The organism is Streptomyces sp. NPDC005955 (genome assembly GCF_042871255.1).
In the GTDB taxonomy this organism is placed as follows: domain Bacteria; phylum Actinomycetota; class Actinomycetes; order Streptomycetales; family Streptomycetaceae; genus Streptomyces.
Genome location: NZ_JBIAIF010000001.1, coordinates 1,005,246 through 1,030,680, shown reverse-complemented (window position 1 = coordinate 1,030,680; position 25,435 = coordinate 1,005,246). Strand labels below are relative to the sequence as shown.

The following is a 25,435-nucleotide window of genomic DNA, read 5'->3' as shown; positions in this document are numbered from 1 at the left end:
CGGTACGGCCGCGCAGGCCTCCCGGAGCGCAGCGGCGAGCCGCTCCGGGCCGGCGGCGGTCGAAGGGTCGGCGACCCAGCGCTCCAGGGCCCGGTGGAAGGCCGCCGCCAGCAGGTCGACGGCCGGCCGCGTTCAGCCCGTGGACGTACCCGGGGCGCACCGGACCGGGGGCTCCGGGTCCAGGGAGACCGCGGGGACGCCGCCGGCGACGACCCGGGACGCCGCGCCCTGACGGTGCAGCCGCAGCGACACCCCGACCAGCGCGATCGCGCCGAGCAGCATCGCGGCGCCCGCCCACGAGGTCGCCTGGTAGCCCCAGCCGGCGTCGATGACCGTGCCGCCGAGCCAGGGGCCGCCCGTGTTGCCGATGTTGAACGCGGCGGTGGTCGTGGCCCCGGCGAGCGTCGGGGCGGCACCGGCCACGTTGAACATGCGGGCGTTCAGCGCGGGGGCGGTGTAGAACGCCGACACGCCGAGGAGGAAGGACAGGGCGATCGCAGCGCCCGGCCAGCCCGCGAGCAGGGCCAGGGCCGACAGCAAGGCCGTGGAGGCGGCGGTGCCGGAGAGCAGGACGCCGAACAGGTGGGCGTCGGCGAACCGGCCGCCCAGCCAGGTGCCGATCAGCGCGCCGAGCCCGAACAGACCGAGGACGGTGGGCACCCACCCCTCGGACAGGCCGGCCACGTCGGTCAGCAGCGGGGCGAGGTAGCTGAAGGTGCAGAAGACGCCGCCCGCGGCGAGCGCGGTGACCGCCACGGCCAGCCACACCTGGCGGTCGCGGTAGATGCGCAGCTCGCGGCGGAGCTTCGGCGCCTCGGCGGGCACCGGGATGCGCGGGATCAGGGTCAGCACGCCGACCAGGGCCAGCGCGGAGGCGGCGCCGACCGCCCAGAACGCGGACCGCCAGCCCAGGTGCTCGCCGAGGAACGCACCGGCCGGGACGCCGAGGACGTTGGCGATCGACAGTCCGCCGAGCATCACGGCCAGGGCCCGCGCCCGTGCGGTGATCGGCACCATCGCGATGGCGACGGACGCGCCCAGCGCCCAGAACCCGGCGCACGCCAGGGCGCTCACCACCCGGGACGCGAACAGCACCTCGTAGTTCGGGGCGAGGGCGCCGGCCACCTGACCGAGGCCGAACGTCGTCAGCAGGGCCAGTAGCGTCGCCTTGCGCGGCAGCCGCAGGGTGGCGATCGCGAGCAGCGGCGCGCCCACCACCATGCCGACGGCGAAGGCCGAGATCAGCAGCCCGGCCTGCGGGATCGTGACGTCCATGTCGCGGGCGATGGGCGGCAGCAGCCCCGACAGCATGAATTCGCTGGTGCCCAGGGCGAAGACGGACAGCCCGAGGATGTAGACGGCCAGCGGCATCCGCTGCGGTGCTCCGGGTTTCCCCGCGTGGTCGGTGGCGGGGGGCGCCGCGGTGCGGTCCGGGGCAGCGGGTATCGGCTCAGGCATGTGAAGCGACAACGGGGGCGGGGTACGGGGCATTCCCGAATTCGAGGACGTTTTCGTCACGTTCACACCGCGTACACGTCCTGCGCGGGCGGCGCCGTACGCGAAGGAGGCCCGGCCGCTCGTCCGGGGCCCTCGCGTGCACGCTCCGCACCGCCGGGTCCCGCAGCCCCCACGCGGTCAGCGCGCCCAGCGCCTCGGTGGCGTAGCCGTGGCCGCGGGCCGCCGGGACGAGTGCGTGGCCGATCTCGCCGATCGCCGACCCGTCCGTCGTCCGGACGCCCGCGCGGACGCCCCGGCCCGGGCGGTGGGCGCCGTCCTCGTGGGCCCGGACGAGCGGCCGGGCCGCCTCGCGGGTGCCGTCGGGGGTGCGCCGCCGAGCCGGCGCAGGCCGCCGGTTCCGCCCGCGCACGGGTCCGCGGCGGCGGTGCGGGACACCTCGGCGAGCCGCAGCCGGGCGGTGGACGGCACCGGAACGATCACTCCGCGAGCCCCGCAGGTCCCGTGTGCCCCGCAGGTCCCGTCAGCTCCGCCAGCTCGGCGGTCAGGTTGGCACGGGCGGCGGCCTCCCAACGCAGCGCTCCGTACGGGGTGCGGAACAGCCGGGGCAGGGCCAGCAGGTGCCGCAGCACGTCCGCGCGGCCGGTGCGGAAGGCGTCGGCGGGCACGAACGCGTACTCCGTGCGCACGGCGGCGGCGTAGGCGGCGTACTCCTCCGCCGTGCCCGCGAGGACCGCGAGGTCGGCATCGCACAGCACCGCCCCGTTGCGGTCGCCCTCGCGCGCGTCGTGGCCCGTGGTCAGCCGCACCAGCCGGGCCACCTCGGCGACCGCCGGCGCGGCGAGCCCGAGACCGGTCAGCGCCCGTTCGGCGAGCCGTGCGCTGCGCTCCTCGTTCTCGGACCGGTCGGGCCGGTACACCGCGTCGTGGAACCAGGCGGCGAGCCGCACCAGGGCCGGATCGTCGGCGTGGTCCGCCAACGCGTCCACCTGGTCCAGGACCGCGACCAGGTGCGCGGTGGTGTGGTACGCGCGCTGCTCCTCCCGCCACCGGCGCACCAGTTCCTCGCCGTACGCCGTGGTGTCGGGCCCCGTCGGACCCCCCGCTCCCCGTACGGCCTCGGCCCAGCGCGCCGGCAGCGTGCCCGGGCCGTTCCCCTCCGCGTCCGCCTTCACGTCAGCTCCCATGTCGTCATTGTCCCCGGGCCGCCGTTCCGGAGACCCGCAGCCCCGCCACCCGCCGGGGAGCGCGGTCGTCGGACGGAGCCACCCGGCCGGGGCAACCCCGGCCACAAGACCGTGCGCCCCGTTCTGCGGTCGTGGCGGGGTGTTCGGGGTCGGTGGACCCCTCTGACCGGCTGTTTCGTCCGCCGCCTAGGGTGGGGAGGCTGATCCGTGGGGCAGCTGCATTCGGCCATGCTGGCGTGTTCCGGACGGGTCGTGGCTTCCGGTGCCTGTCGGTGAAAGCCCTTGCGGCGTACGCTGGCATTGGACTAGACCTGTCACGCTACTCGTCAGTACGGAACCCGCACCCGTACCCGATGCCAGCGGCCGGGTCCGCCGACCCAACCCCGGGAACCCCCGGGACCGACCACCGAGAGATGGGGTCCCATGAGCAAGCGTGCACTCCTGGAGGTGATCGCCCTCGATGCGAGGGACGCCATCGCCGCCCGAGCCGGAGGCGCGGACCGCCTGGAACTGGTCACCGACATGGCCGCGGACGGACTGACCCCGTCCCGCGAGACCTTCGCCGCGATCAGGGACGCCGTCGACATCCCGCTGCGGGTCATGCTGCGCCTCAGCGACGGGTTCGCCGCGGGCGACGCCCGCGGCGTCGAGGCGCTCGCCGAAGCCGCCCGCGGCCTGCGCGCGGAGGGCGCCGACGAGTTCGTCCTCGGCTTCCTCACCGACACCGACGAGGCCGACCTGTACGCCGTCGAGGCGCTGGCCGCGGAGCTGTCCGGCTGCCGCTGGACGTTCCACCGCGCCATCGACCGCGCGGCCGACCGGGACGCCCTGCGCAAGCAGCTCGCCGACCTGCCGGGCCTGGACACGTACCTCACCGCCGGTTCGGCCGCCGGCGTCGAGGACGGCCTGACCACCCTGCTCGCCGAAGCCGCGCGCAGCGGGGAACCCGGCTACGAGCAGCGCATCCTGGTCGGCGGCGGGCTCGGCCTCGCCCACGTGCCCGCACTGCGCGCCGGCGGCATCGACGCCTTCCACATCGGCGGCGCCTCCCGTCCCGACGGCTGGGCCGGACCCGTTTCCGCGGGCGCCGTCCGCCAGTGGCGGCTCGCCCTCGACGGCTGACCGGCCGCCGCCCCGTCCGCGGCCCCGTTCACCCCGGGCGGCGGGGTGAACGGGGCCGGCCGCTCACCTCCGGACGGCGGGGCTCACCGCTCCGCGGCGTCCTCCAAGGCGGTCGGCAGCGGCTCCGCGTGGACCACCGTCAACCCCGACACCGCCCGGGTCAGCGCCACGTACAGACGCCTCAGGCCCGTCCGGACGTCCGGCTCGCCCGCGACCACCGCGGCCGGCTCGTCCAGCACCACGTGGTCGTACTCCAGGCCCTTGGCCAGCGACGCCGGGACCAGCGTGAGCCGGACGTCCGCACGGGTCTCCTCGCCCGGCGCGAGGTACGGCGTCCCTACCGCGTCCAGCGCCGCGGCCAGCACCCCCACCCGGGCGTCCGCCACGATGAGGCCCACCGACCCCTCGTGCCCCAGCGCCCGCCCGGTCGCCGCCAGCACCGCACCCGTCAACTCCTCCGCCGCCGCCCGGCGCACCACCAGCGACCCCGGCGACTCCCGCACCGAGTCCACCGCCGCCAGACCCGGCGCGATGTCCGGCAGCAGCCGCGACGCGTACCCGATCACCTCGCGCGGCACCCGGAAGCCCGCCGTCAGCTCCTCCACCACCGCGTCCTCCTTGCCCAGGTGCCGCAGCGCCTCGGCCCAGTCGCGGGTCGCCCACGGCGTGGTGCCCTGGGCCAGGTCGCCGAGCACCGTCGCCGACCCCGTCGAACAGCGCCGCCCCACCGCCCGGTACTGCATCGGGGACAGGTCCTGCGCCTCGTCCAGCACCACATGGCCCAGCGACCCGGTCCGCTCGACCAGGTCCCGCACCTCGTCCACCAGCACCGCGTCCGCCGCCGACCACTTCGCGCTGCGCACCCCGCGCGGGGCCCGCGCCCACCGCACCGCCCGCTGCTCCTCCTCGTCCAGCAGGCCCGCCGCGTGTTCGGCCAGGAACTCCCCGTCGGAGAGCAACCGCAGCACCAGGGCGGCCGGATCCACCGCCGGCCACAGCTCCTTGACCGCCGCCCGCACCGCCCGGTCCCGGGCCACCGCGTCCTGCACCCGGTCGTCCGGGGCCTCGCCGCCCTGCTCCATCCGCACCAGCACGGCATGCGCGATCCGCTGCGGCAACGCCTCCCTGGCCGCCCCGTACCGCAGCCCCCGACCCCGCAACTCCTCGATCAGCTCGGCCAGTTCGTACGCCGGGATGCGCCAGCGCCGGGAGCCGCGGGTCACCACCACCGGCTCGACGGGCACCCCCACGTGCGCGTACAGGGCCCGCCGCAGCACCTGGGCCATCCGCGCGTCGCCCTTGACCAGTGCGGCGTCCGGCGCGTCCGTCCCGCGCACCTCCACGTGCCCGACCAGTTCGTCGACCGTCGCCTGCCGCACCTGCACCTCGCCGAGCGCGGGCAGCACCTGTTCGATGTAGCGCAGGAACGACCGGTTCGGCCCGATCACCAGCGCCCCGGTCCTGGCCAGCCGCTCCCGGTGCGCGTACAGCAGGTACGCCACCCGGTGCAGGCCCACCGCGGTCTTCCCGGTGCCCGGCCCGCCCTGCACGCAGACCGAGTCCGCCAGCTCACCGCGGACGATCTCGTCCTGCTCCGGCTGGATCGTCGCCACGATGTCCCGCATCGGCCCGACGCGGGGCCGCTCGATCTCCCGCTGCAACAGTGCGCTGGTCCGGGCCGCGTCCTCGGTGGGGTCCGACAGCCGCTCGTCCTCGTACGCCGTGAGGTCCCCGCCCGTGTACCCGAACCTGCGGCGCAGCTCGATGTCGAGGGGGTCGGTGCGCGAGGCCCGGTAGAACGCCTGCGCGACCGGGGCCCGCCAGTCGATCACCATGGGGTCGCCCTCGGCGTCGTGCACGTGCCGCCGCCCGATGTAGAACCGCTCGCCCGCGGCCCCCGCGCCCGGCCCGTCGTCGGGTGCGTGCAGGAAGTCGAGCCGTCCGAAGAACAGCGGGGTGTGCGCGTGGTCGGCGAGGGCCTTGATCCGCAGGTCCATCTGGTGCTGGAGGACCTCTTTGTTGACCCAGTTCGCGGTGACGTCCCGCAGGTCGAGCGATTCGACCTCGTCACGCATCACGCGCAGCGCCGCCCGGGACCCCGCGAGGTGGGCCCGCTCCCGGGCGAGCGGACCGTCCGTCGTGCCGTCGACCGCCCCGTCGACCGCCCCGTCGACCGCCCCGTCGACCGCCCCGTCGGACGCCGCCTCGGGGTGCGGAGGGGGCGCGGGCTCGGCGGCCCGGACGGAACCGCCGGCCGGTACGGGCCCGGCGGCCGGTACGGGCCCGGCGGCCGGTACGGGAACGCGGGGCGTGACGGATTCCTGGGACGTGACGGAATCGCGGGACGTGGCGGGATCGTGGGGCATGACGGAATCGTGGGGCGTGCGGGACACGGGGAGACCTTCCGGGCGGGTGCGAACGGGCTGGGGGCCGTCCGGTTTCCGGCCGGGCGGCGGCACTCCGCGCGGGAGGCGGGCAAGAGCGGAGATCCTAAGTGAGGGCCCCCGCCGCGCGCCAACGGATTTCCCGGCAAACCCGTCACCGGTGGTTACGCTTTCGGGACGGACGCGGGGGCCGAAGCAGAGGCCGACCCCCCCACGCCCCCAACCGCCGGGCGCGCCGGTCGACCGGATCGCCCGGGTCCGCGCCCCCGCCGACGGCACGGGCGGCCCGAGGTCACGAACCCACGGAGGACACCGCATGACACCGCAGCCCACCGGACGGCTCCTGACCACCGCCGAGGGCACCGACCTGGTCCTCACCCGCACCTTCCGCGCACCCGTCGCGGACGTCTGGGCCAGCGTGACCGAGCCCGAGCGCACCGCCCGCTGGTTCGGCACCTGGGAGGGCCACGGGGCCCCGGGCCGCACGGTGCACGTCCAGATGGCCTTCGAGGAGGGCCGACCGCGGGCCAGCGTCCGCATCGACACCTGTGAACCGCCCCGGCGCCTCGCCGTGACCACCCAGGACAGCTTCGGCTCCTGGCGGCTCGAGGTGCAGCTCACCGAGTCCGGGGACGACACCGAACTGCGACTGGTCCACCACCTCTCCGGCACCGAAGGGCTCGGCGAGGTCGGGCCCGGCTGGGAGTACTACCTCGACCTGCTCGTCGCCTCCCGCGAGGACGGCGGGACTCCCCGGTTCGACGCGTACTACCCCGCGATGAAGGAGTACTTCGAGAGGCTGACGCCCCTCCCCCCTGAGGCGTAGGGGACCGTGTGGGGGGCGCCATGGGACCTGGGGAGGAGCGGGCCGGCCACGGGTTCCGCCCTCAGACAGATGCCCCCGGGGTGCGGAAAACCGACACTGGAGGTATGAGCAGCGCAACCATCACCCCAGGCCCCGTCCACTCCGCCGGCCGTGGCTCCGCCGGCCCCTCCGGCGCCACCGCCGCCACCGGTGAGCACCGCGCCCACCGCGTCGGCGACGCCCTGCGCGCACTGAAGGTCTTCGTCTCGACCGCGTTCGGCGTCGCCGTGCTCGGCGAGTACGCCCAGGAGGCGGGCGTCCGCACCCGGGGCACCCACGCCTGAGCGCCCCCGCACTTCCCCCGGGCGGCCAGCGGGTCGCCCGCCCCGCCGCTCAGGCCCCGGAAGGCTCCTCGCCGAGCAATTCGTGCGCGTCGGCGATCCGGTACGCGTAGCCCTGCTCGGCCAGGAACCGCTGACGGTGCGCCGCGAAGTCCTGGTCGATGGTGTCCCGGGCCACGACCGAGTAGAAACGGGCCTCGTGCCCGTCCGCCTTCGGGCGCAGCACCCGACCCAGTCGCTGGGCCTCCTCCTGGCGCGACCCGAACGTTCCCGACACCTGGATGGCGACCGTCGCCTCCGGCAGGTCGATCGAGAAGTTCGCGACCTTCGACACCACCAGCACCGAGATCTCCCCCGCGCGGAACGCGTCGAACAGCTTCTCGCGCTGCGCGTTCGAGGTCTCCCCCTTGATCACGGGCGCGTCCAGGTGCGCCCCCAACTCGTCCAACTGGTCGATGTACTGCCCGATGACGAGCGTCTGCTCGCCCCGGTGCCGGCGCACCAGCGCCTCCGTCACCCGCCGTTTGGTCGCGGTCGTCGCGCAGAAGCGGTACTTCTCCTCCGGCTCGGCTGTCGCGTACGCCAACCGCTCCGACTCGGTGAGGCTGACCCGCACCTCCACGCAGTCCGCCGGGGCGATGTAGCCCTGCGCCTCGATCTCCTTCCACGGCGCGTCGAACCGCTTGGGCCCGATCAGCGAGAAGACGTCCGACTCGCGCCCGTCCTCCCGGACCAGCGTCGCGGTCAGCCCGAGGCGGCGCCGGGCCTGGAGGTCGGCGGTGAACTTGAAGACCGGTGCGGGCAGCAGGTGCACCTCGTCGTACACGATCAGGCCCCAGTCGCGGGAGTCGAACAGCTCCAGGTGCGGGTACACGCCCTTCCGCCGGGTGGTGAGCACCTGGTACGTGGCGATGGTGACGGGCCGGATCTCCTTCCGCGTTCCGCTGTACTCGCCGATCTCGTCCTCGGTGAGCGAGGTCCGGCGGACCAGTTCGTGCTTCCACTGCCGCGCGGAGACCGTGTTGGTCACCAGGATCAGCGTGGTCGCCTTCGCCTGGGCCATCGCCCCCGCTCCGACCAGCGTCTTCCCCGCACCGCAGGGCAGCACGACGACCCCGGACCCGCCGTGCCAGAACCCCTCCACGGCCTGCTTCTGGTACGGGCGCAGCGCCCAGCCGTCCTCGGCCAGCTCGATCGGGTGGGCCTCCCCGTCGACGTACCCGGCGAGGTCCTCGGCCGGCCAGCCGAGCTTGAGCAGCGTCTGCTTGATCTGGCCGCGCTCCGAGGGGTGCACGGCGACGGTGTCCGCGTCGATCCGGACGCCCACCAGCGGGGCGATCCGCTTCGACCGCAGGACCTCTTCCAGCACCGGCCGGTCGGTGGTCGACAGGACCAGCCCGTGCGCCGGGTGCTTGGCCAGCGTCAGCCGCCCGTAGCGGTCCATCGTCTCGGCGATGTCCACGAGCAGGGCGTGCGGCACGGGGTAGCGGCTGTACTCCACCAGCGCGTCGACGACCTGCTCGGCGTCGTGCCCGGCGGCCCGGGCGTTCCACAGGCCGAGGGGGGTGATCCGGTAGGTGTGGATGTGCTCGGGCGCCCGCTCCAGCTCGGCGAACGGGGCGATGGCCCGGCGGCAGGCGTCGGCCAGGTCGTGATCGACCTCCAGGAGGAGGGTCTTGTCCGACTGGACGATGAGAGGTCCGTTCACGCGCGTCCCTTCCTGCGGATGCCCCGGTCGGGCGACCAAACCTCCAGTTTGCCGCATCGGCCCACGAAGCGGTGGGGACCGGCCGCCGGGTGACGTGTTCGCGACGGTCCGTGCACGGGGTCCGCGGTGCGCGGGCGCCTTTGGGTCAGTCGTCGTCCGCGAGTTCGGCCACCCCCGTGATCCGGTGCAACGGGTACGTGCGGACCTCGTCCGCGGTGTGGTCGTAACCGGTGACGTAACCGCCCTCCACCCGGACCGGGGCGATCACCCGCTGACTGGCGGCGCCCTCCGCGCTGACGTAGCCGATCCACAGGGACTGCCCGGTCATGACGGCCGCCTGCATGGTGGCCAGGGTCTCGGGCGGACTGGTCCGCGGTAGCTCGCCGGGCTGTTCGGGCACCGACTTGCGGGGTGCCGTCGCGGCCAGGTCGCCCGCGCGCACGGCCCGCACCGCCGCCCGCAGCAGGATGTCGTCGGGGCGCGGCGGTCCCTCCGGCGCGGGCTCGGGCGGGGTGCGCGGCCCGGTGCGGTACGCATGGATCCGGGCGATCATGACGTCCCCGTCCGGGGTCTCGGCGGCCGGGGCGAAACCCATCGCGCGCAGCTGGTCCAGCAGGGACGCCGGGTCGGCCTGGGTGGCGAGCACCGTCGGCGCGAGGCGGCGCAGCCGGAGCCCCTGGGCGCGGCGGTCCGCCAGGATCTCGCCGAGCACGCTGTCGTCGTCGCACCGCACGTACGCGGAGGCCGCCCCGATCCGCAGCTGTCCGTGCCGCCGGGCCACGTCGTCGATGAGGTACGTGAGCGGCTGGGGCACCGGGGTCCGGGAGTGCGTGGCGAGGAACGCGTGCAGGTCGCCGGCCGTGCGTCCGGCGTCCAGCGCGCGCCGCACCGAGGCGGGGGTGAACCGGTAGACCGTCGCACCGCCCTTCGACTCGACGTCCGCGAGCACCGCCAGGGTGTCCGCCAGCGGCCGTTCCAGCGGGCCCGGGGCCACCGCGGTGAGGTCGGCCTGGAGCAGCACGTGGTCCAGGGGGTGCGGGATCAGCGGGCCGAGCAGCCCGGCGGCCCGCCCCAGGGCACGGGCCAGCGCGTCGGCGTCCAGCGCTCCGGACACGTCCCGTTCGTCCGGCCGGCCGCGCAGTTCGCGCCCGTGCGCACTGAGGGCGCCGCGACCGGTGACGCCGAGGAGTTCCGCTTGGTCGAGCGTCCACCGGGCGAGCCGTCCGCGCGGGTCCTCGGCCAGCGGATCGGAGCCCGGCCCGCCGATCCGGCCGCCGGCCACCGCCGACCGGGGCGGGCGTTCCCAGCGCAGTCGGGCCAGTACGGAGTCCGGGGTCGGCGCGGTGCCCACCGGCAGTTCGGCGAGCAGGGCGAGGACCCGGTGCCGGACCTCGGGGGCGGCCCCGCGGTCGAGACCGGGTCCGAGCGCGGACAGCGCCCGGTCCTTCGGGTCGCGCCCGCCCACCAGGCCGGCCGTGCGGGTCGCGGTCAGCCAGGCGGCGGCCAGGGTCGCCCAGCGTTCGGCGGTGGACCGCTCCAACCACTCGTCGTACGCGGGGGTGGCGGCGTACCGCTCGTCGGCCTGACCGTCCGCGGCGAGGAGCCCGGCGGTGTACGCGAGCTCGACCCAGAAGGCGGCGACGGGTTCGGACACGTCGAGGGCGACGGCCGTCCGCTTCAGGTCGCGCACGCTCAGCCCACCGGCGCGCAGCACCGCGGGGCCGCCCTCGTCCCAGTCGCGGAGCAGGTCCTCGACGGTGGTCACCGCCGTGTACGCCTGTCCGGCGGCGGTCGCGTCGACGACCTGCGGCCGGTGCTCGGCGAGGGCCCGCACCGCGGGTGCCAGCGGCTCGGGAGTGCGGTGCGCCCGCCCGCCCCGCAGGTGCAGCGCGACCTCCCGGGGGAGGACGACCGTGCCGGGCGCGGTGGGCAGCAGCAGTCCCCGGTCGAGGAGCCAGCGCAGTCGGGCCGCGGGCTCGGCGGTGACCTGCCCGTACGGCGGCCCCCACACCAGCCGGTCCAGTACTTCCAGGGACGCCGCGGGGGCCTCGGCCAACAGCGCGTCCATCCGCTCGCGGTCCTCGAACACGGCGGCGAGGGCGGCGACCGCCGACACCGAGTCGTGGGTGGTGGCCAGCCCGGCGGTCGTGACGATCTGCTGGATCCGCCCGGGCGACATCCCCGCGGTGGTCTCGGCGACGGACGGGCCGAGCCCCGTGGGCGAGGGGTGCTGCGGGCCGGGCGTCAGGAGTTCGCGGGCGGTGCGCACCAGCCGCAGGTGCGCGTCGTCGCCCCACAGCAGCGCCTGTTCCCGCAGGACCGACACCGCGCGCGGCAGCGCCCGTTCCACGTCCCCGGCCCCGCCGTCGCTCCCGGCGCCGGGACCGTCCTCGGGGGCGCCCGGGTCCGCGCCGCGCACCAGCCGCAGCAGGTCCTCGTAGCCGGCCGGGTCGGGGGCCACGGCCAGGGCCTCGGCGACCTGCTGGGTGAACCGGTCCAGCCGTTCCAGGGCGCGCAGCACGCTCGCCCGGGTACCGGCGCGGGTGGCCAGTTGGGTCAGGTCGCCGGGCACGGGCGCGAGCAGGTCGGGCCGGGCCCGCAGGAGTTCGGCGAGTGAGGCGTCGTCGCGGGAGCGCAGGGCTTCGGCGAGGGACCGGGGCGGGGTGCTACCGGGGGGCTTACCGCTCATCCGGTTCACGTTACTGGGTCCCCGCGGGGCGCGACGGTTCCCGCCCTCGGGTGCGTGGCGCCCCGCGGTCGGGAACCGTCGCGACGGCCGCCGGCGGCGGGTGGACCCCGGCGCCCGCGCACCGCGGGGGAGCGCCAGGACGCCGGCCGACCCGGTACCGTCGCGCGGAGGGGATTGTCGATGGCCGTCCCGGAGGGGACTTCGTGGGGATTGAGAGCGACCAGCTCGTCTTCGACTACCTCAGTCGAGTGGGCGACCTGGCACAACAGCACCAACTGCCGTCGTCCGCGCGGATGCGTCTCGTCGCGGACCTGCGGGACGAGATCGACCGGCGTCGTGCGAAGGCCCCGGCCGACAGTCCCGCGTCGGTGCGGCGCATCCTGTCGCGGATCGGGGAGCCGGGCGAGTTGGTGGCCCGCGCGGGGTCGGGCGACCGGTCCGGTCCCGGCGCCGAGGGCACTCCGACGGCGCTGCCGGAGCAGCGGACCTCCGGCGCGGCGGCCTCGGCGCGTCCTTCGCGTTCCGGCCCGGACGGCCAGGGGCGCACCTCGGCCCCCGACGGCCGCCCGTTCAAGAACTGGTTGTCCAAGGGCCGACCGTCCGAGGACCGACCGTCCGGGGGCCCGTCCTCCGAAGACCAGCTGACGGGGGGCCAGCCGACGGGGGACCAGCCGACGAAGGATCGGCTGACGAAGGGTCGGCTGGCGAAAGGTCGGCTGGCGGAGGGCCAGGCGCCCGAAAGCTCGGCGCCCGCAGGCTCGTCGCCCGAGGGGCGTGCGGCGAAGGACCGAACGGCGAAGGGGCTGTGGCGGCTGGTGCCCCGGCCCCGCCCCGCCGGCCCCACGCCCCCCGCCGACGACCCGCGACCCGCGGGCGACGAGCCGGCCGGGCCGGGGAGCACCCACCGCGCCCCCTCACCACCCCACTTGGCGCCCCTGGACGAACTGGGCACCGCGAGCGGGCCCCGCGACTGGTGGCGGGTCGAGAGCAACAGCCCGTTCGACGCGGTCGACCGGGTCCCCGGGTTCGTCGGCGGCATCGAGATCCCCGACATCCTCAAGCCCCCGCCCGGCCCCGACTCGGAGGACGACGACGCCGACGGGGCGGATGACCCCACGGTCGAGAAGGCGCCCGCCCGGCCGACCGGAGCCGACCCCGCCGCGGGCGCGCCCGCCCGCGGCGGCCGGGCCCTGGCCCTGCTCACCGGCTGGTCCAACCCGCTGCTGCTGGTCGCCGCCGCCCTGTTGGTGGTCGGCGCACTGGCGGGGAACCTGCTCGCGCTCGGCGGCGGCTGGGCCCTCGCCTGGCTGTCCAAGCGGCTCACCCCCGCCGAGTCCAAGTTCGCGGTGCTCTGGATCCCCGGACTCTCCCTCGCCGGTGGCGTGACGTGGCTGTGGGGCCGCGCCGCCGGGCACTGGGGTCCGGAACTGGTCGAGGAGCGGTTCGACCAGGCCATCGGGGACGCGTGGCCCTGGGTCCTCAAGGCGGCCGCCTTCGCCAGCGCCGTGTTCCTGGTCTGGCGCTCTCAGCGGAGGTCGTGAACGCGACCGTTGCCCCGTCTCGCCGGACCCCTCCGGCGGGGGCCGCCGACCCGTTGGTGACCGGTCCGATGTCAGTGGCACCTGCCAGACTCGGCCGTCCCCGGACAGGAAGGTAGGCAGATGACGAACGACACCGCCGTCCCCCAGCACTTCGCACCCCGGTGGAACGACGACACCCGCCCGGCCCCGCCCTCCGTGGGCGGTGAAAGGGAGACCCTGGTCGCGGTGCTGGACTGGCACCGGGCGACGTTCGCACTCAAGTGCGCCGGCCTGTCCCCGGAGCAGCTGTCCGAACGGGCGGTGCCGCCGTCCGGCCTGTCCCTGCACGGCTTGGTGCGGCACCTGGCCGGCGTCGAGCGCTGGTGGTTCCGCATCCAGTTCACCGGCGAGGACGTCCCGCTGCTCTACTACTCCGACGACGACCCCGACCAGGACTTCGACCGGCTGGACGGTGACGTCGAGGAAGCGTTCGCCGTCTGGCGACGGGAGTGCGAGCACTCCCGGCAGGTCACGGCCGCTGCCGCGTCGCTGGACGAAACGGGGATCCGCAAGGGGACCGGCGAGCCGGTCTCGCTGCGGAGGATCTTGGTGGACCTGATCGCCGAGTACGCACGGCACACCGGCCACGCCGACCTCCTGCGCGAACGCATCGACGGCTCCACCGGGATGTGACCCGACGAGGAGCCCCCGGCCCGGTCGGGAGCCCTAGTGGACGGGGCGCCAGTCCTCCAGCGCGTCGTCCAGGGAGGGCGCCCCGGGGTCGTCCCAGACCAGGCACCCCCACACCAGACCGGGCACGTCCGGTCCCATGGCGTCGGCCGGCCCTTCGGCGAGCGTGCGGTGCACCGCTTCGAGATGGGCGGTGATCGACGGGTGACGGGGCCGGTCGCAGGCCAGGTCGTCCGGCCACGACCAGGTGCCGACACCGTCCGGGCCCACGTAGTGCCCGGACTCGGGGCCCGCCTCGTCGCCGGTCAGCCACGGCACCACCGCGGCGCCCCACCCGTCGCCGCGGCCGATCACGGGCAGCCGCGGCCAGAGCGCGTCCGCCGGGCCGAGCAGGATCCCGCCCGGGAGGAACCTCCCCGAACCGACCTCGCCCTCCTCCTCGTTGGCCTCGATGTATGGGTGCTCCACACCGCCGCACAGCCGCCGGAGATCGCCCAGTCCGGGGGGTTGACCGACGCCGAGGTGATGCCTCGCCGCCAGGCCGTCTCGACGTTCCGTCGACCGTTCATCCCGCCAACCCAACCGACCACGCTCGAAGGCGTGTTCGACCCGGGCAGGTGCCAACAGGTCCCGGCAACCGGCCCGAACCGCTCCGTACCCGCACCCGGTGCGGCTACGGTCGCAGGATGCGAGCAGACCCCTTGGCCCCGGGCACCCCGAACGACCCCGACGCGCGCTACGAGCAGGCGTTCGCGACCTTCCTCGCGCACACCGACCAGAAGCGGAAGGCCCGCGCCCACCTCGACCGGGTGGTCGCCGGACTCCCGCACCGCCGGGTGCTGCTGGACGCCGGAGCGGGGGACGGCGGGACCACCGCCCACCTGAGCGGGAAGTTCTCGCGCACCATCGCGATCGAGCCCAACCCCCGGCTGCGCACCCGACTGGCCCGCCGGGTGCCCCGGGCGCTGCTCCTCGGACGGACGATCCTGGACGCCCGGCCGCCCGAGGAGGCCGACCTCGTGCTGTGCGCGCACGTGCTCTACCACGTGCCCGCGGACCAGTGGCCCGCCCATCTGCGCCGGTTGGCCTCCTGGACGACCCCCGAGGGCGCGTGCCTGGTCGTCCTCCAGAACCAGGACAGCGACTCCATGCGCATGCTCCGGCACTTCGGCGGGTCGACGCCGGACCTCGTCGGCATCCTGGAGGATCAGCCCACCGGCACCCGCGTCGACGTCGTCTCGGTGGACACCGTCGAAGCGCACGTGCGCACCCCCGACCTGGCCACCGTCGTCGAGGTGGCGTCCTTCATGCTCGCCCACCTACCGGCCGCGCCCGCCCCCGAACAGGTCGAGCAGTACGCGCGGGCCCACTTCGCTGCCGCCGACGGCGGGTACGCGTTCAGCTGCACCCAGGACGTCGTCCGGATCAGTCAGCCCCGGACGGGACAGGAGAACCCCGCGTGAGCAATCAGTACGACCACATAGGTGACAAGTACCGGTCCTTCAAGGAGGTCTCCACCGGCGCCGAACAGGCGCACGTCACCGCGCTGCTCGGCGACGTCCGCGGTCTGCGGGTCCTCGACCTGGGGTGCGGCCACGGGCACTACGCCTCCCGCGTCAGGGAGCTGGGGGCGGCCCGGGTCACCGGAGTGGACCTGTCCCCGGAGATGGTCCGGCTCGCCCGCGAGGCGCTGCCGGAGAACGCCACGGGCATCGACTTCCGGGTGGGTGACGCCGAATCCCTCGGGGCCGTCGGCGAGTTCGACGTCGTCATGGCGGTGTGGCTGTTCCCCTACACCGACTCCTTCGACGCGCTGCGGGGCATGATGGCCACGATCGCGAGCAACCTCGTTCCGGGCGGCCGGCTGGTGGCCGTCACCGCCCACCCGTCCTTCGCCCTCGACCGGCAGGACTGGGAACCGTACGGGCTGCGCACCCTGTCCCACACCGCACTGCACCGCCGCCACCGCGTGACGTCGGCACTGCTCGCACCGATCGGGGAGATCGTGGTCGAGTCCTCCCTCTGGGAGGAGGACGTGTACGCCGAGGCGGCCGCTGCCGTCGGGCTGTCCGACCTGCGGTGGTCCGTTCCGGAAGTCCTCGACAGCGACCTGAGGGAGCGCGGCCCCGAGTACTGGGACGCCTTCCGGACGAATCCCTTCATCGCCGCCCTCACCGCCCGCCGGGACCCCGGGGAGGGCGCGTAGCGCGGGGTCAGGGAGCGGGCGGGCTCCAGGGGAGGCCGGGGACCACCAGCGGTGAACCGGTGACCGGATCGGGCACGACCGTGCAGTCGAGCCCGAACACCTCCCGCACCAGCTCCTCCGTGACGACCTCGGCCGGCGCACCCTCCGCGACGACCCGTCCCGCCTTCATCGCCACCAGATGGTCCGCGTACCGCGCGGCCTGGTTGAGGTCGTGCAGCACCACGACCACCGTCCGGCCCCGTTCGTGGTTGAGCTGGCGCACCAGGTCGAGGACCTCCACCTGGTGCGAGATGTCGAGGTACGTCGTCGGCTCGTCCAGCAGCAGCAGTTCGGTGTCCTGGGCGAGGGCCATCGCGATCCACACCCGCTGCCGCTGCCCGCCGGACAGCTCGTCGACGGCGCGTTCGGCGAGCGCGGCGACGTCCGTGCGTTCCATCGCCTCGCGCACCGCCCGCTCGTCCGCCTCGGACCACTGCTGCCACCACCGCTGGTGCGGCTGTCGGCCCCGACCGACCAGGTCGGCGACGGTGATGGCCTCCGGTGCGACGGGCGTCTGCGGGAGCAGCCCGATCTGCTGGGCGATCCGCTTGGTGGGCAGCTGGGCGAGGGCGGTGCCGTCCAGCAGCACCGAACCGCCGCTGGGCTTGAGCAGGCGGCCCAGGGCGCGCAGGGTGGTGGACTTGCCGCAGGCGTTCGGCCCCACGATGACGGTGACCTTGCCGTCGGGCACCGCGAGGTCCAGCTCGTGGACGACGGTGCGGTCGTCGTAGGCGAGCGTCAGCTCACGGGCCCGCAGTCGTGCGCCCGCGTCGGCGGCCTGCGCGGAGGGACCCCCGGTGGGGGAGGGGGACTGCTTGCCGGTCAGGGACGGTGACTGCGTCACGAGGTGCCTCCACTGCGGCTGCGGATGATGAGCCAGATCAGGTACGGGGCGCCGACGGCCGCGGTCAGCACGCCGACCGGGAGTTCCGTCGGCGCGAACAGCCGCCGGGCCAGCAGGTCGGCCGACACGACGACGACGGCACCGAGCAGCGCCGAGCACAGCAACGGGATCTGTGCCGTGCGGGTCAACCGGCGGGCGATCTGCGGGGCGAGCAGGGCCACGAAGTCGACCGGTCCGGCCGCTCCCGTCGCCACCGACGCCAGCACCACGCCCAGCGCCACCAGTCCGAGGCGCACCCGGCCGAGCCGGACGCCCAGGGCGGTCGCCGTGTCGTCGTCGACCCCGACCCGGCGCTGTGCGTGGGCCGCCCACAGCACCGCCGGCAGCAGCACCAGCAGCGTCCAGCCGAGCGGTGCCACCTCGGACCAGCCCCGCCCGTTGAGGGAGCCGGTCATCCACACCTGGGCCTGCTGGGCGACCAGATGGTCGCCCTTGGTCATGAACAGGCTCGTCACCGAACGCAGTGCCACCGCGAAGCCGATGCCGATGAGGACGAACCGGGTGGCCTGGAGACCGCCCCGCCAGGCGAAGAGGTAGACGAGGACGGCGGCGAGGATGCCGCCCGCGACGCTCAGGTACGGCATCACGGTGTACGAGGTGATGCCGAACGTCATGGCGCCGACGGTGACGGCCCCGGCGCCCTGACTGATCCCGATGATGTCCGGGCTGGCCAGCGGGTTGCGGGCGACCGTCTGGATCAGTGCCCCGGCGATGCCGAAGGCGGTGCCCACCAGGAGGCCCACCACCAGGCGCGGGGCCCGTAGCGTCTCCACGACGAGTTCGTTCTCCGAGGGTGCGCCGCTGAGGACCCGCAGCACCTCGGCCGGTGCCACGAAGGACTCGCCGACCGACAGGTAGAGGACGGACACCGCGGCGAGCAGCACCGCCAGTCCCGTGGCGGCGACGACGGCCCGCCGGTGCACCAGGAACGAGGCGTGCGCGCCGAACCGGACGGGGGTGTACCCGGCCGGGCTGGTGGTCCCCCGCGCGGGGAGCGCGACCGGTGCGCCGGTCGGGGCCGCGGGGGTGCCGTCCGCGGTGCGGAGCTTCATCGGCGTCTCGCCTCTCGGGTCGCTCGGCGGGGTTCGGCCTGCGGGTTCACGCGGCGACCGCCTTCCTACGGACCAGGGTGATCAGGAACGGCACGCCGATCAGGGCCGTCATCACCCCGACGGGGACCTCGCTCGGCGGGAACACGATCCGCCCCACGGTGTCCGCGACGAGGAGCATCGCCGGACCGAGCAGCGCCGACATCGGCAGCAGCCAGCGGTGGTCGCTGCCGACGATCGCGCGGGCCAGGTGCGGCACCGCGAGGCCCACGAAGGCGATCGGGCCGGCCGCCGCGACACCCGCACCGGTCAGCAGGGTCGCGCCGAGGCCGGCCACCACCCGTACCTTCCCGACGTTCTGCCCGAGGCCCTTCGCCACGTCCTCGCCGAGCGCGAGCGCGTCCAGACCGCGGGCCGCCGCGACCACCAGAACCGTTCCGACCAGCAGGAACGGCCAGATCTGACCGATCAGCTCCGCGTCCCTGCCGGACAGCGAGCCCACCTGCCAGAACCGGAACTCGTCCAGTGCGGCGGCCCGGGTGGTGAGCACCCCGGTGAGCACGGAGACCAGCAGCGCGTTGAGTGCGGCGCCGCCCAGAGCGAGTTTGATCGGGGTCGCGCCGCCCCGGCCCCGGGCCGCGATCGCGTACACGGCGACGGCCGCGACGCCCGCGCCCGCGAACGCGAACCACACGTATCCGGTCAGGGTGTGCACCCCGGCGAACGCGATCGCCAGCACCACGCCGACCGAGGCGCCCTGGCTGATGCCGAGGATGCCGGGGTCGGCGATGGGGTTGCGGGTGATGCCCTGGAACGCGGCGCCGGCGAGCGCGAGCCCCGCGCCGACCATCAGGCCGACGACGGTCCGCGGCACCCGCAACTCCCGGACGACCACGGCGTCCTCGCTGGTCCCGCCGTTCAGCAGCGCGTCGAAGACCAGGGACGGGGCGATCGCCCGGGCACCCACGGCGAGGCTCAACACCACTGCGAGCAGCAGGACCGCGGCGGCCGCGAGCATCGCGGCGACACGTCTGACCGACATGGGCGGGCACTCCCGTGGCTGCATGGGTTGGTTAGGCTTGGCTAAGTGTAAGGGGCGGTGTTTTCCGGCCGTACGGATGGTGGTCGGCCCGCCGGTGGTCGGCCCGCCCGTCCGGTTCGCCGCCGGGGCCGCCCCGATCGCCGGCCGGGCACAATGGAGTGCGTGACCTCCGCGACGCGACACCCCGGACGACCCGAATCGGCCCTGACCGGCGACCCGGTGGACGGGGCCCCGCTCGTCGTCGGATTCGACCTCGACATGACCCTGATCGACTCCCGGCCCGGCATCAAGGCGTGTTACGACGCCCTCGCCGCGGAGACCGGCGTCGCCATCGACACCGCACTCGTCGTCAGCCGGCTGGGGCCGCCGCTCGTCGAGGAACTGGCGAACTGGTTCCCGGCCCAGCGGGTCCCGGAGATCGCCGACCGCTACCGGGCGATGTACCCGCAGTGGGCCATCGAACCGACCCTGGTCATGGACGGGGCGCGGTCGGCCGTCGACGCGGTGCGCGCGGCCGGCGGCCGGGCGGTGGTCGTCACCGCGAAGTGGGAGCCGAACGCGCTGCTGCACCTGCGCCACCTGGGGATCGACGCCGATGCGGTGATCGGGGACCTGTGGGCCGAGGGCAAGGCCCGGGCCCTGCGGGAGCACGGCGCCGCGGTGTACGTGGGCGACCACGTCGGGGACGTGCGGGGGGCCCGGGCGGCGGGCGCGGTGTCGGTCGGGGTCGCCACCGGCCCCTGTTCGGCGGCGGAACTGCGGGACGCCGGCGCGGACGCCGTCCTCGCGGACCTCACCGCCTTCCCCGCCTGGCTCGCCGACCACGGCTGACGGCCCGCGGGGCCGCGGCGGGGGTGCGTAAAAACGATTGCTCGGGGCCGTCGCGCCATGGGCTGATGACACCCATGATGCCTCTCGTAGAGATCAACGACATGGCCCACGCCGTGGACGACGACACCTGGTGCAGCCCGGTGGCCGACGCGGTGGCGCACCACTGGGGGTGCGAGCCGGGAGCGGCGAAGTGGTGGCGCTCCAGCGCCTCCCACGTCTTCGTGGTCCCCGAGATGCCGGGCACCGGACTCCGCGCCTATCTGCGGTTCGTCCCCGCCTCCTCCCGGGCGTTCGACCGACTGGAGGGCGTGGCGGAACTGATGGACCGGCTCGCCGACCGGGGGACCGCCGTGGTGCGCCCGCTGCGGACGACCACCGGGGAACGGGTGGTCACCGCGAAGACCCCGGCCGGCACCGTGCGGGCGATGTGCGTGCCGGCCGCTCCCGGGGAGGAGGTCGAGGTCGACGGGCTCAGTCGGGACCGGGCCCGGTGTTGGGGCGCCCTGCTCGCCGAGGTGCACGACAGATCCGTCGACCTCGGCGGCGGGCTGTCCGACCTCCACGCCGAGTTGCCGCGGGCGGGCGAACTGTTCGGGGACGACACCGCACTCGTCGGGGCCGTGGAGACGCTCCGCGCCCACCTCACGCAACTGCCGCGCGACCCGGCGCGGTACGGGGTCGTCCACGGTGACTTCGAGCTGGACAACCTCGCCTGGCGGGGCGACCGGGCCACCGCCTTCGACTTCGACGAGGCGGCCCGCTCCTGGTACGTCGCCGACATCGCCTCCGCGGTACGGGACCTCACCACCGCCGGCGAGGCGTGTTCGGCCCGGCACGCGGACCTGCTGGACGCGTTCGTCACCGGCTACCGGGCGGTGCGCCCCCTGTCGGACGAGGACCTCGCGCTCCTGCCCCTGTTCACCGCGGTGAACGCCGCCCTCGGCCTGGTCGGGCTGCACGGGGTCCTGGACGCCCCCGACGACGGTCGCGAGGACAAGCTGAGCGACCTGCGCCGGAACCTCCTGACGTACCGGGCCGAGCAACGCGCGACGGTCCTGACGGTCACGGCGGGCCTGGACCTGGCAGGGGCGGGCGGCCCGGGCTAGCGGGGTGCGCCGGCGGTGTGGGCGCGGGCCTGGCTGCGCTGGGCGGCGATGGTGCGCAGCACGCCGGCGCCCGCGATGGCGAAGCCGACGCCCATGAGCATGCTCAGCCAGAACATGTACGTGGGGAACGGGGTCGTCCCGAGGAACAGGGGGGCGACGGTCACCAGGGTGGCCGCCGCGCCGAAGAAGAAGACGATCGCACCGGCGCGGACCAGTCCGTCGCCGGGTGCCGTGGAATTCGCTGGGGTTTCGTCGCGCACACCACCAGGGTAGTTCCCCGCGCACCCCCGTCGTGTGCGCCGTGGTCGCCCGCGCAGTTCCCCGCGCCCCTGAGGTGCGCCCACCTCGGCGTGCACTGTCCGGCGGGGCGCGTTCCGCTGGGCGTGTGCTGTCCGGTGGGGGCGGGCGGATCTGTGATGGGGCGGCGTGCCCCGATAGGGGCGCGGGGAACTGCGCAAAACGACCGCGCACCCGCACAGGGACAACGCACGCCCACCGGGGCGCACCGATAGGGGGCGCGGGGAACTGCGCGGGCAACCACCGCGCACCCGCACAGAGACAACGCACGCCCACCGGGACGCACCGATAGGGGGCGCGGGGAACTGCGCGAAACCGGGACGCACCCCGCAGGGCATCGCACGCCCACCGGGACGCACCGACAAGGAGCACGGGGAACCGCGCGGGCAACCGCAGCGCACCCGCACGGGACAGCGCACCGCGGCCGCAGCCCACCCCGAACGGCGCCACCAACCCCCACCAGAGCCCCGCGCAGCGCTTAGCATGCGTTCCCCACGACCGAATCGCCGGGAAGGCTGTGCACGATGGGGAACGCGCCGTCCGGATCCCGACGCAGATTCGGTTCGCTGAGCGCCGAGATCATCCGATTTGGTACGGTCGGGGCCTTCGGGTGGATCATTGACGTAGCGGTTTTCAATTTCTGCCTGCACGTCCTGGAACTCCAGCCCGTACGGTCCGGGGTGATGGCTTCGGCAGTGGCGATCTGCGTCAACTACCTGGGAAACCGGAACTGGACGTACCGCGACCGGAGCGGCGGTCGGCGCACTCGTGAAGTGACCCTGTTCTTTGTTTTCAGCTTTGTGGGAACGGGAATTCAGAACGGCGTCCTGGCTGTTTCCCACTACGGCCTGGACCACACGTCCGCACTGAGCGACAACCTCGCGAAGAACGTCGTCGGGCTGGCGATGGCGAGCCTGTTCCGCTTTTGGGCCTACCGGACCTGGGTGTTCCGGACGCCCGCCGAAGCCGCGGTGCGGCAGCCCGAACCGGCCAACTCCTCCGCGCCCGCGTCCCCCGCGTCCGAAGGCGAGAAGGTCGCCGGCCACTGAGCGGAATGCGGACCCGGCTCCCGCGCACTCCGGCGCATTCCACCTCCGTCCGGCGCGCAGGGCCCGTCCCATTCCCTTCCGCGCGCCGGCTCCGGAGGCCGGCACCACCGGCCGTAGGTCCACCTGGTGTTCGAGGTCGCGCCCCGCAGGACGCGGGTCTCCCGGCGCGGAGCCGAGGTGTTCCGCGCGCGGTCGGCGAGACGGGAGAACAAGGCCGGCGGAACCCGAGAAGCGGCTATTCCGCAAGCCCCCCGGACGGACAACGGCTGAAACCCTCCACGCCCCCCGAGCCCTTACCCGATCAGGTGGGGGTTCTGGCTGTTTTCTCGGGTGATCGAATGGGGAGAGCCCCGGTAGGCTGGTCCAAACGTTGGCCTTGTGGAGCGGAAGTAGGTGTGTACTTTGCCGACTGGCAAGGTCAAGTGGTTCAACAGCGAGAAGGGCTTCGGCTTCCTCTCCCGCGATGACGGCGGCGACGTCTTCGTCCACTCCTCCGTACTGCCCGACGGGGTCGACGCCCTCAAGCCGGGCCAGCGCGTCGAGTTCGGCGTCGTGGCCGGTCAACGCGGCGACCAGGCCCTGTCCGTGACGATCCTCGACCCGACCCCGTCCGTGGCCGCCGCCCAGCGCCGCAAGCCGGACGAACTGGCCTCGATCGTGCAGGACCTGACCACCCTGCTGGAGAACATCACCCCGATGCTGGAGAAGGGGCGCTACCCGGACAAGGCGTCCGGCGCCCAGATCGCCGGACTGCTGCGGGCGGTCGCCGACCAACTCGACGTCTGACCGACCCACTCGACGCCCGGTCGACTCCGGCCGACTCCGGTCAGGGGAACGCCAGCGCGTCCGGGCCGAGGGGCGGTACGAGTCCCTCGGCCGCCGCACGCGTCAGCAGTGCCCGTACCGCCGCGTACCCCTCGTCCCCCAGGTCGGCGGTGAACTCGTTGACGTACAGCCCGATGTGCTGGTCGGCGACGGCCGGGTCCATCTCCTGCGCGTGCGCGAGGACGTAGTCACGGGACGCCGACGGATCGTCCCAGGCGGCGCGCACGGAGGCCCGGGCGCTCTCGGCGAGGCGGCGCAGCACCGCACCGCCCAACGCGCGCTTGGCGATGATCGCACCGAGCGGGATCGGCAGCCCGGTCGTCGCCTCCCAGTGCTCGCCCAGGTCGACCGCGGCGTGCAGCCCGTAGTTCCGGTAGGTGAAACGGGCCTCGTGGATGACGAGCCCCGCGTCGACCTCGCCGTCCCGCACCGCCGGCATGATCCGGTCGAACGGCATCACCACGACCTCGCCCACCCCGCCGGGCACCTGCTCCGCCGCCCAGAGCCGGAACAGCAGGTACGCCGTCGAACGTTCGCTCGGCACCGCGACGGTGCGCCCCGCGAGGTCCGCACCCGGCTCCCGGGTCAGCACCAGCGGACCGCAGCCCCGGCCCAACGCCCCGCCGCACGGCAGCAGCGCGTACGTGTCCAGCACCCACGGCAGCACCGCGTACGACACCTTCAGCACGTCCGACTCGCCGCGCTCGGCCATGCCGTTGGTGATGTCGATGTCGGCGAACGTGACGTCCAGGGCCGGGGCGTCCGGCAGCCTGTCGTGCGCCCAGGCGTCGAAGACGAAGGTGTCGTTGGGGCAGGGGGAGTAGGCGATCCGCAGCGGTACGGGGTCCGTCGATCCCGTCGGTGCCGGGTCGGCGGGGTTCGTGATACCGGTCGTCATGCCCGTTCCCAACGCTCCAGGGCCGGCGCGCATTTCCCGAACGCCGTCGTCAGTGCGGCCAGTGCGTCCCCGATCCGCCAGGCGTCCCGGTCCCGCGGGCCCACCGGGTTGGAGACCGCGCGGACCTCCAGGACCGGACGGCCGTGCGCGGCGGCGGCCTCGGCGACCCCGAAGCCCTCCATCGCCTCGGCCAGCGCCCCGGGGTGCCGGGCGCGCAGGGCGGCGGCCCGACCGGCGGTCCCGGTGACCGTGGACACCGTCAGCACGGTCCCCGCGGGGCAGCCGATCGCGGCGGCGGCCTCCCGGACCAGGTGCGCCGGCGGCAGATGGGTGACCGTGCCGAAGCCCAGCGCGGTCACCGGCAGGAAACCGTCCCCGTCGTCGTCGCCCTGCGCCCCGAGGTCCGCGACGGTGATCGCATCGGCGACGACCAGGGAGCCCACCGGGGCCAGCGGGGCGAAACCGCCCGCGATCCCGGCGGACACCACCAGGTCGTAGGGGGCGCCGTCGAGGTCGGCGGCGGTCAGCGCCGAGGCGGCGCCGGTCGCGGCGGCCGCCGGACCGACGCCCGCGGCCAGCAGGTCCCAGCGGGCGCCCGCGGTGGTGATCCGACGCAGGTCGACGCCCGGCACCCGGACCTCGCGCTGCTCGGACAGGAACGCGAGGGCCACCGCGTCCCGCTCGGCGGGTACCGCGGTGGCGACCAGGACGCGGACGGGCCGGGTCATCGTGTTGACGCCGTCACTCGGCCTTCTTGAGGCGGAACGACCACAGCCCGGTCACCTTGTTCTCGCCGCCCTGGGCGATGCTCACGGTGGTCGAGGTGCCGCCGCTGGCGCCGTACTGCTCGTTGAAGAAGACGCTGCCGGGGACGGCCAGGTACGTCTTCTTGGTGTAGTCGGTCAGCCGCTGGCCGTCCAGGAGGACCGTCCACTCCTTGTCGGCGATGCCCACGTCCACGCCGAAGCGGACGGTCTCGTCCGGGTCGACGGTGATGGACTTGACGTCCTTGTCCTTGAGGCAGTCCGCCACCTCGGCGGGCTTGATCGCCTTGCCGTCCTGGTAGCAGACCGCCTCCGAGTTCACGGACTCGTCCCCGACGGTGACGGTGGCGACGGCGGTCGGCTTCTCGCAGGCCGACAGGACCAGCAGGCCGGCACAGACGACGCCGGTGACGGCGACGGCCCGGCGGTACCGACGGGGGCGCTCGGCGGCCGGGGCTGACTTCAGGTGCGGCTCAGCCGCGGACAGGGACGTCATGGCGGAAAGGCTAGCGGGCGACCCGTAC

At 74.5% G+C, this 25,435-nt stretch carries 25 protein-coding genes; 11 read left to right on the top strand and 14 right to left on the bottom strand.

Going from position 1 to position 25,435, the window contains the following annotated elements:
• Positions 1 to 132: 132 nt before the first annotated feature.
• From ACFYOU_RS04385 to ACFYOU_RS04375, 3 genes are all read right to left on the bottom strand, one after another.
• Complete coding sequence (locus tag ACFYOU_RS04385; protein WP_391303782.1) at positions 133 to 1,371, bottom strand: Cmx/CmrA family chloramphenicol efflux MFS transporter; 1,239 nt, start codon at positions 1,369 to 1,371, stop codon at positions 133 to 135.
• A 79-nt stretch (positions 1,372 to 1,450) separates the two neighbouring features.
• Complete coding sequence (locus ACFYOU_RS04380; RefSeq protein WP_391303492.1) at positions 1,451 to 1,867, bottom strand: GNAT family N-acetyltransferase; 417 nt, start codon at positions 1,865 to 1,867, stop codon at positions 1,451 to 1,453.
• Positions 1,868 to 1,934: 67 nt separating this feature from the next.
• Positions 1,935 to 2,642 carry a hypothetical protein gene (locus tag ACFYOU_RS04375; RefSeq protein WP_391303490.1) on the bottom strand — a complete coding sequence of 236 codons (708 nt, stop codon included), beginning with the start codon at positions 2,640 to 2,642 and terminating at the stop codon, positions 1,935 to 1,937.
• 423 nt (positions 2,643 to 3,065) lie between these two features.
• Between ACFYOU_RS04375 and ACFYOU_RS04370 the strand changes: the two genes are divergently transcribed.
• Positions 3,066 to 3,764 (top strand): copper homeostasis protein CutC, encoded by a 699-nt coding sequence (locus ACFYOU_RS04370; protein WP_389765818.1) that lies wholly within the window; start codon positions 3,066 to 3,068, stop codon positions 3,762 to 3,764.
• An 83-nt stretch (positions 3,765 to 3,847) separates the two neighbouring features.
• On the opposite strand, the gene ACFYOU_RS04365 is transcribed toward ACFYOU_RS04370, so the two are convergent.
• A complete protein-coding gene (locus tag ACFYOU_RS04365; RefSeq protein WP_391303488.1) occupies positions 3,848 to 6,130 on the bottom strand; it encodes a HelD family protein in 2,283 nt (760 codons plus the stop codon).
• A 334-nt stretch (positions 6,131 to 6,464) separates the two neighbouring features.
• Between ACFYOU_RS04365 and ACFYOU_RS04360 the strand changes: the two genes are divergently transcribed.
• Together ACFYOU_RS04360 and ACFYOU_RS04355 are read left to right on the top strand one after the other, a co-directional pair.
• Positions 6,465 to 6,974 (top strand): SRPBCC family protein, encoded by a 510-nt coding sequence (locus ACFYOU_RS04360; RefSeq protein WP_389765815.1) that lies wholly within the window; start codon positions 6,465 to 6,467, stop codon positions 6,972 to 6,974.
• Positions 6,975 to 7,078: 104 nt separating this feature from the next.
• Entirely contained in the window at positions 7,079 to 7,297 is a 219-nt protein-coding gene (locus tag ACFYOU_RS04355; protein WP_389765813.1) for a hypothetical protein, read from the top strand.
• Positions 7,298 to 7,346: 49 nt separating this feature from the next.
• Here the strand turns inward: ACFYOU_RS04355 and ACFYOU_RS04350 are convergent, their stop codons facing one another.
• Positions 7,347 to 9,002, bottom strand: a complete 1,656-nt coding sequence (locus ACFYOU_RS04350) for a DNA repair helicase XPB (RefSeq protein WP_389765812.1) — start codon at positions 9,000 to 9,002, stop codon at positions 7,347 to 7,349.
• A gap of 145 nt (positions 9,003 to 9,147) precedes the next feature.
• Positions 9,148 to 11,691, bottom strand: coding sequence for a helicase-associated domain-containing protein (locus tag ACFYOU_RS04345; RefSeq protein ID WP_391303485.1), 2,544 nt, complete (start codon positions 11,689 to 11,691; stop codon positions 9,148 to 9,150).
• A 203-nt stretch (positions 11,692 to 11,894) separates the two neighbouring features.
• On the opposite strand from ACFYOU_RS04345, the gene ACFYOU_RS04340 reads away from it, so the two are divergent.
• Positions 11,895 to 13,232: a hypothetical protein gene (locus ACFYOU_RS04340; RefSeq protein ID WP_391303483.1), complete on the top strand. Its 1,338-nt coding sequence runs from the start codon at positions 11,895 to 11,897 to the stop codon at positions 13,230 to 13,232.
• 120 nt (positions 13,233 to 13,352) lie between these two features.
• Positions 13,353 to 13,904, top strand: a complete 552-nt coding sequence (locus ACFYOU_RS04335; RefSeq protein ID WP_391303480.1) for a DUF664 domain-containing protein — start codon at positions 13,353 to 13,355, stop codon at positions 13,902 to 13,904.
• 33 nt (positions 13,905 to 13,937) lie between these two features.
• Here ACFYOU_RS04335 and ACFYOU_RS04330 read toward each other — a convergent pair whose 3' ends face one another.
• Positions 13,938 to 14,369: a hypothetical protein gene (locus ACFYOU_RS04330; RefSeq protein WP_391303478.1), complete on the bottom strand. Its 432-nt coding sequence runs from the start codon at positions 14,367 to 14,369 to the stop codon at positions 13,938 to 13,940.
• 218 nt (positions 14,370 to 14,587) lie between these two features.
• On the opposite strand from ACFYOU_RS04330, the gene ACFYOU_RS04325 reads away from it, so the two are divergent.
• Both ACFYOU_RS04325 and ACFYOU_RS04320 read left to right on the top strand, forming a co-directional pair.
• Entirely contained in the window at positions 14,588 to 15,364 is a 777-nt protein-coding gene (locus ACFYOU_RS04325) for a methyltransferase domain-containing protein (protein WP_391303476.1), read from the top strand.
• Entirely contained in the window at positions 15,361 to 16,107 is a 747-nt protein-coding gene (locus ACFYOU_RS04320) for a methyltransferase domain-containing protein (RefSeq protein ID WP_391303474.1), read from the top strand. The genes ACFYOU_RS04325 and ACFYOU_RS04320 overlap by 4 nt, the downstream gene beginning before the upstream one ends.
• Before the next feature lie 7 nt (positions 16,108 to 16,114).
• On the opposite strand, the gene ACFYOU_RS04315 is transcribed toward ACFYOU_RS04320, so the two are convergent.
• The 3 genes from ACFYOU_RS04315 to ACFYOU_RS04305 form a co-directional block, all read right to left on the bottom strand.
• Positions 16,115 to 16,903: an ATP-binding cassette domain-containing protein gene (locus ACFYOU_RS04315; RefSeq protein ID WP_391303781.1), complete on the bottom strand. Its 789-nt coding sequence runs from the start codon at positions 16,901 to 16,903 to the stop codon at positions 16,115 to 16,117.
• A gap of 83 nt (positions 16,904 to 16,986) precedes the next feature.
• Positions 16,987 to 18,102: an iron chelate uptake ABC transporter family permease subunit gene (locus tag ACFYOU_RS04310; RefSeq protein WP_391303472.1), complete on the bottom strand. Its 1,116-nt coding sequence runs from the start codon at positions 18,100 to 18,102 to the stop codon at positions 16,987 to 16,989.
• Between the two features lie 46 nt (positions 18,103 to 18,148).
• Entirely contained in the window at positions 18,149 to 19,141 is a 993-nt protein-coding gene (locus ACFYOU_RS04305) for an iron chelate uptake ABC transporter family permease subunit (RefSeq protein ID WP_391303470.1), read from the bottom strand.
• Positions 19,142 to 19,294: 153 nt separating this feature from the next.
• Between ACFYOU_RS04305 and ACFYOU_RS04300 the strand changes: the two genes are divergently transcribed.
• Positions 19,295 to 19,972 carry a haloacid dehalogenase-like hydrolase gene (locus ACFYOU_RS04300; protein WP_391303468.1) on the top strand — a complete coding sequence of 226 codons (678 nt, stop codon included), beginning with the start codon at positions 19,295 to 19,297 and terminating at the stop codon, positions 19,970 to 19,972.
• Positions 19,973 to 20,046: 74 nt separating this feature from the next.
• A complete protein-coding gene (locus ACFYOU_RS04295; protein ID WP_391303466.1) occupies positions 20,047 to 21,078 on the top strand; it encodes a phosphotransferase in 1,032 nt (343 codons plus the stop codon).
• Here the strand turns inward: ACFYOU_RS04295 and ACFYOU_RS04290 are convergent.
• The gene (locus tag ACFYOU_RS04290) at positions 21,075 to 21,338 is read right to left on the bottom strand and encodes a hypothetical protein (protein WP_389765794.1); all 264 of its coding nucleotides are present in this window, start codon (positions 21,336 to 21,338) and stop codon (positions 21,075 to 21,077) included. The two genes, ACFYOU_RS04295 and ACFYOU_RS04290, sit on opposite strands and share 4 nt — an antisense overlap.
• 561 nt (positions 21,339 to 21,899) lie before the next feature.
• Here ACFYOU_RS04290 and ACFYOU_RS04285 point away from each other — a divergent pair.
• The gene (locus ACFYOU_RS04285) at positions 21,900 to 22,424 is read left to right on the top strand and encodes a GtrA family protein (protein WP_391303463.1); all 525 of its coding nucleotides are present in this window, start codon (positions 21,900 to 21,902) and stop codon (positions 22,422 to 22,424) included.
• Between the two features lie 402 nt (positions 22,425 to 22,826).
• Positions 22,827 to 23,210, top strand: coding sequence for a cold-shock protein (locus ACFYOU_RS04280; protein WP_385489543.1), 384 nt, complete (start codon positions 22,827 to 22,829; stop codon positions 23,208 to 23,210).
• Positions 23,211 to 23,250: 40 nt separating this feature from the next.
• Here the strand turns inward: ACFYOU_RS04280 and ACFYOU_RS04275 are convergent, their stop codons facing one another.
• Genes ACFYOU_RS04275 through ACFYOU_RS04265 form a run of 3 tightly spaced genes read right to left on the bottom strand, consistent with a single transcriptional unit; the run spans position 23,251 to position 25,407 of the window.
• Positions 23,251 to 24,147 carry a 1,4-dihydroxy-6-naphthoate synthase gene (locus tag ACFYOU_RS04275; RefSeq protein ID WP_389765790.1) on the bottom strand — a complete coding sequence of 299 codons (897 nt, stop codon included), beginning with the start codon at positions 24,145 to 24,147 and terminating at the stop codon, positions 23,251 to 23,253.
• Positions 24,144 to 24,875, bottom strand: coding sequence for a futalosine hydrolase (locus ACFYOU_RS04270; protein ID WP_391303460.1), 732 nt, complete (start codon positions 24,873 to 24,875; stop codon positions 24,144 to 24,146). Before ACFYOU_RS04270 ends, ACFYOU_RS04275 begins: the two co-directional genes overlap by 4 nt.
• A gap of 13 nt (positions 24,876 to 24,888) precedes the next feature.
• Positions 24,889 to 25,407: a DUF2771 domain-containing protein gene (locus ACFYOU_RS04265; protein WP_385489536.1), complete on the bottom strand. Its 519-nt coding sequence runs from the start codon at positions 25,405 to 25,407 to the stop codon at positions 24,889 to 24,891.
• Positions 25,408 to 25,435 lie beyond the last annotated feature (28 nt).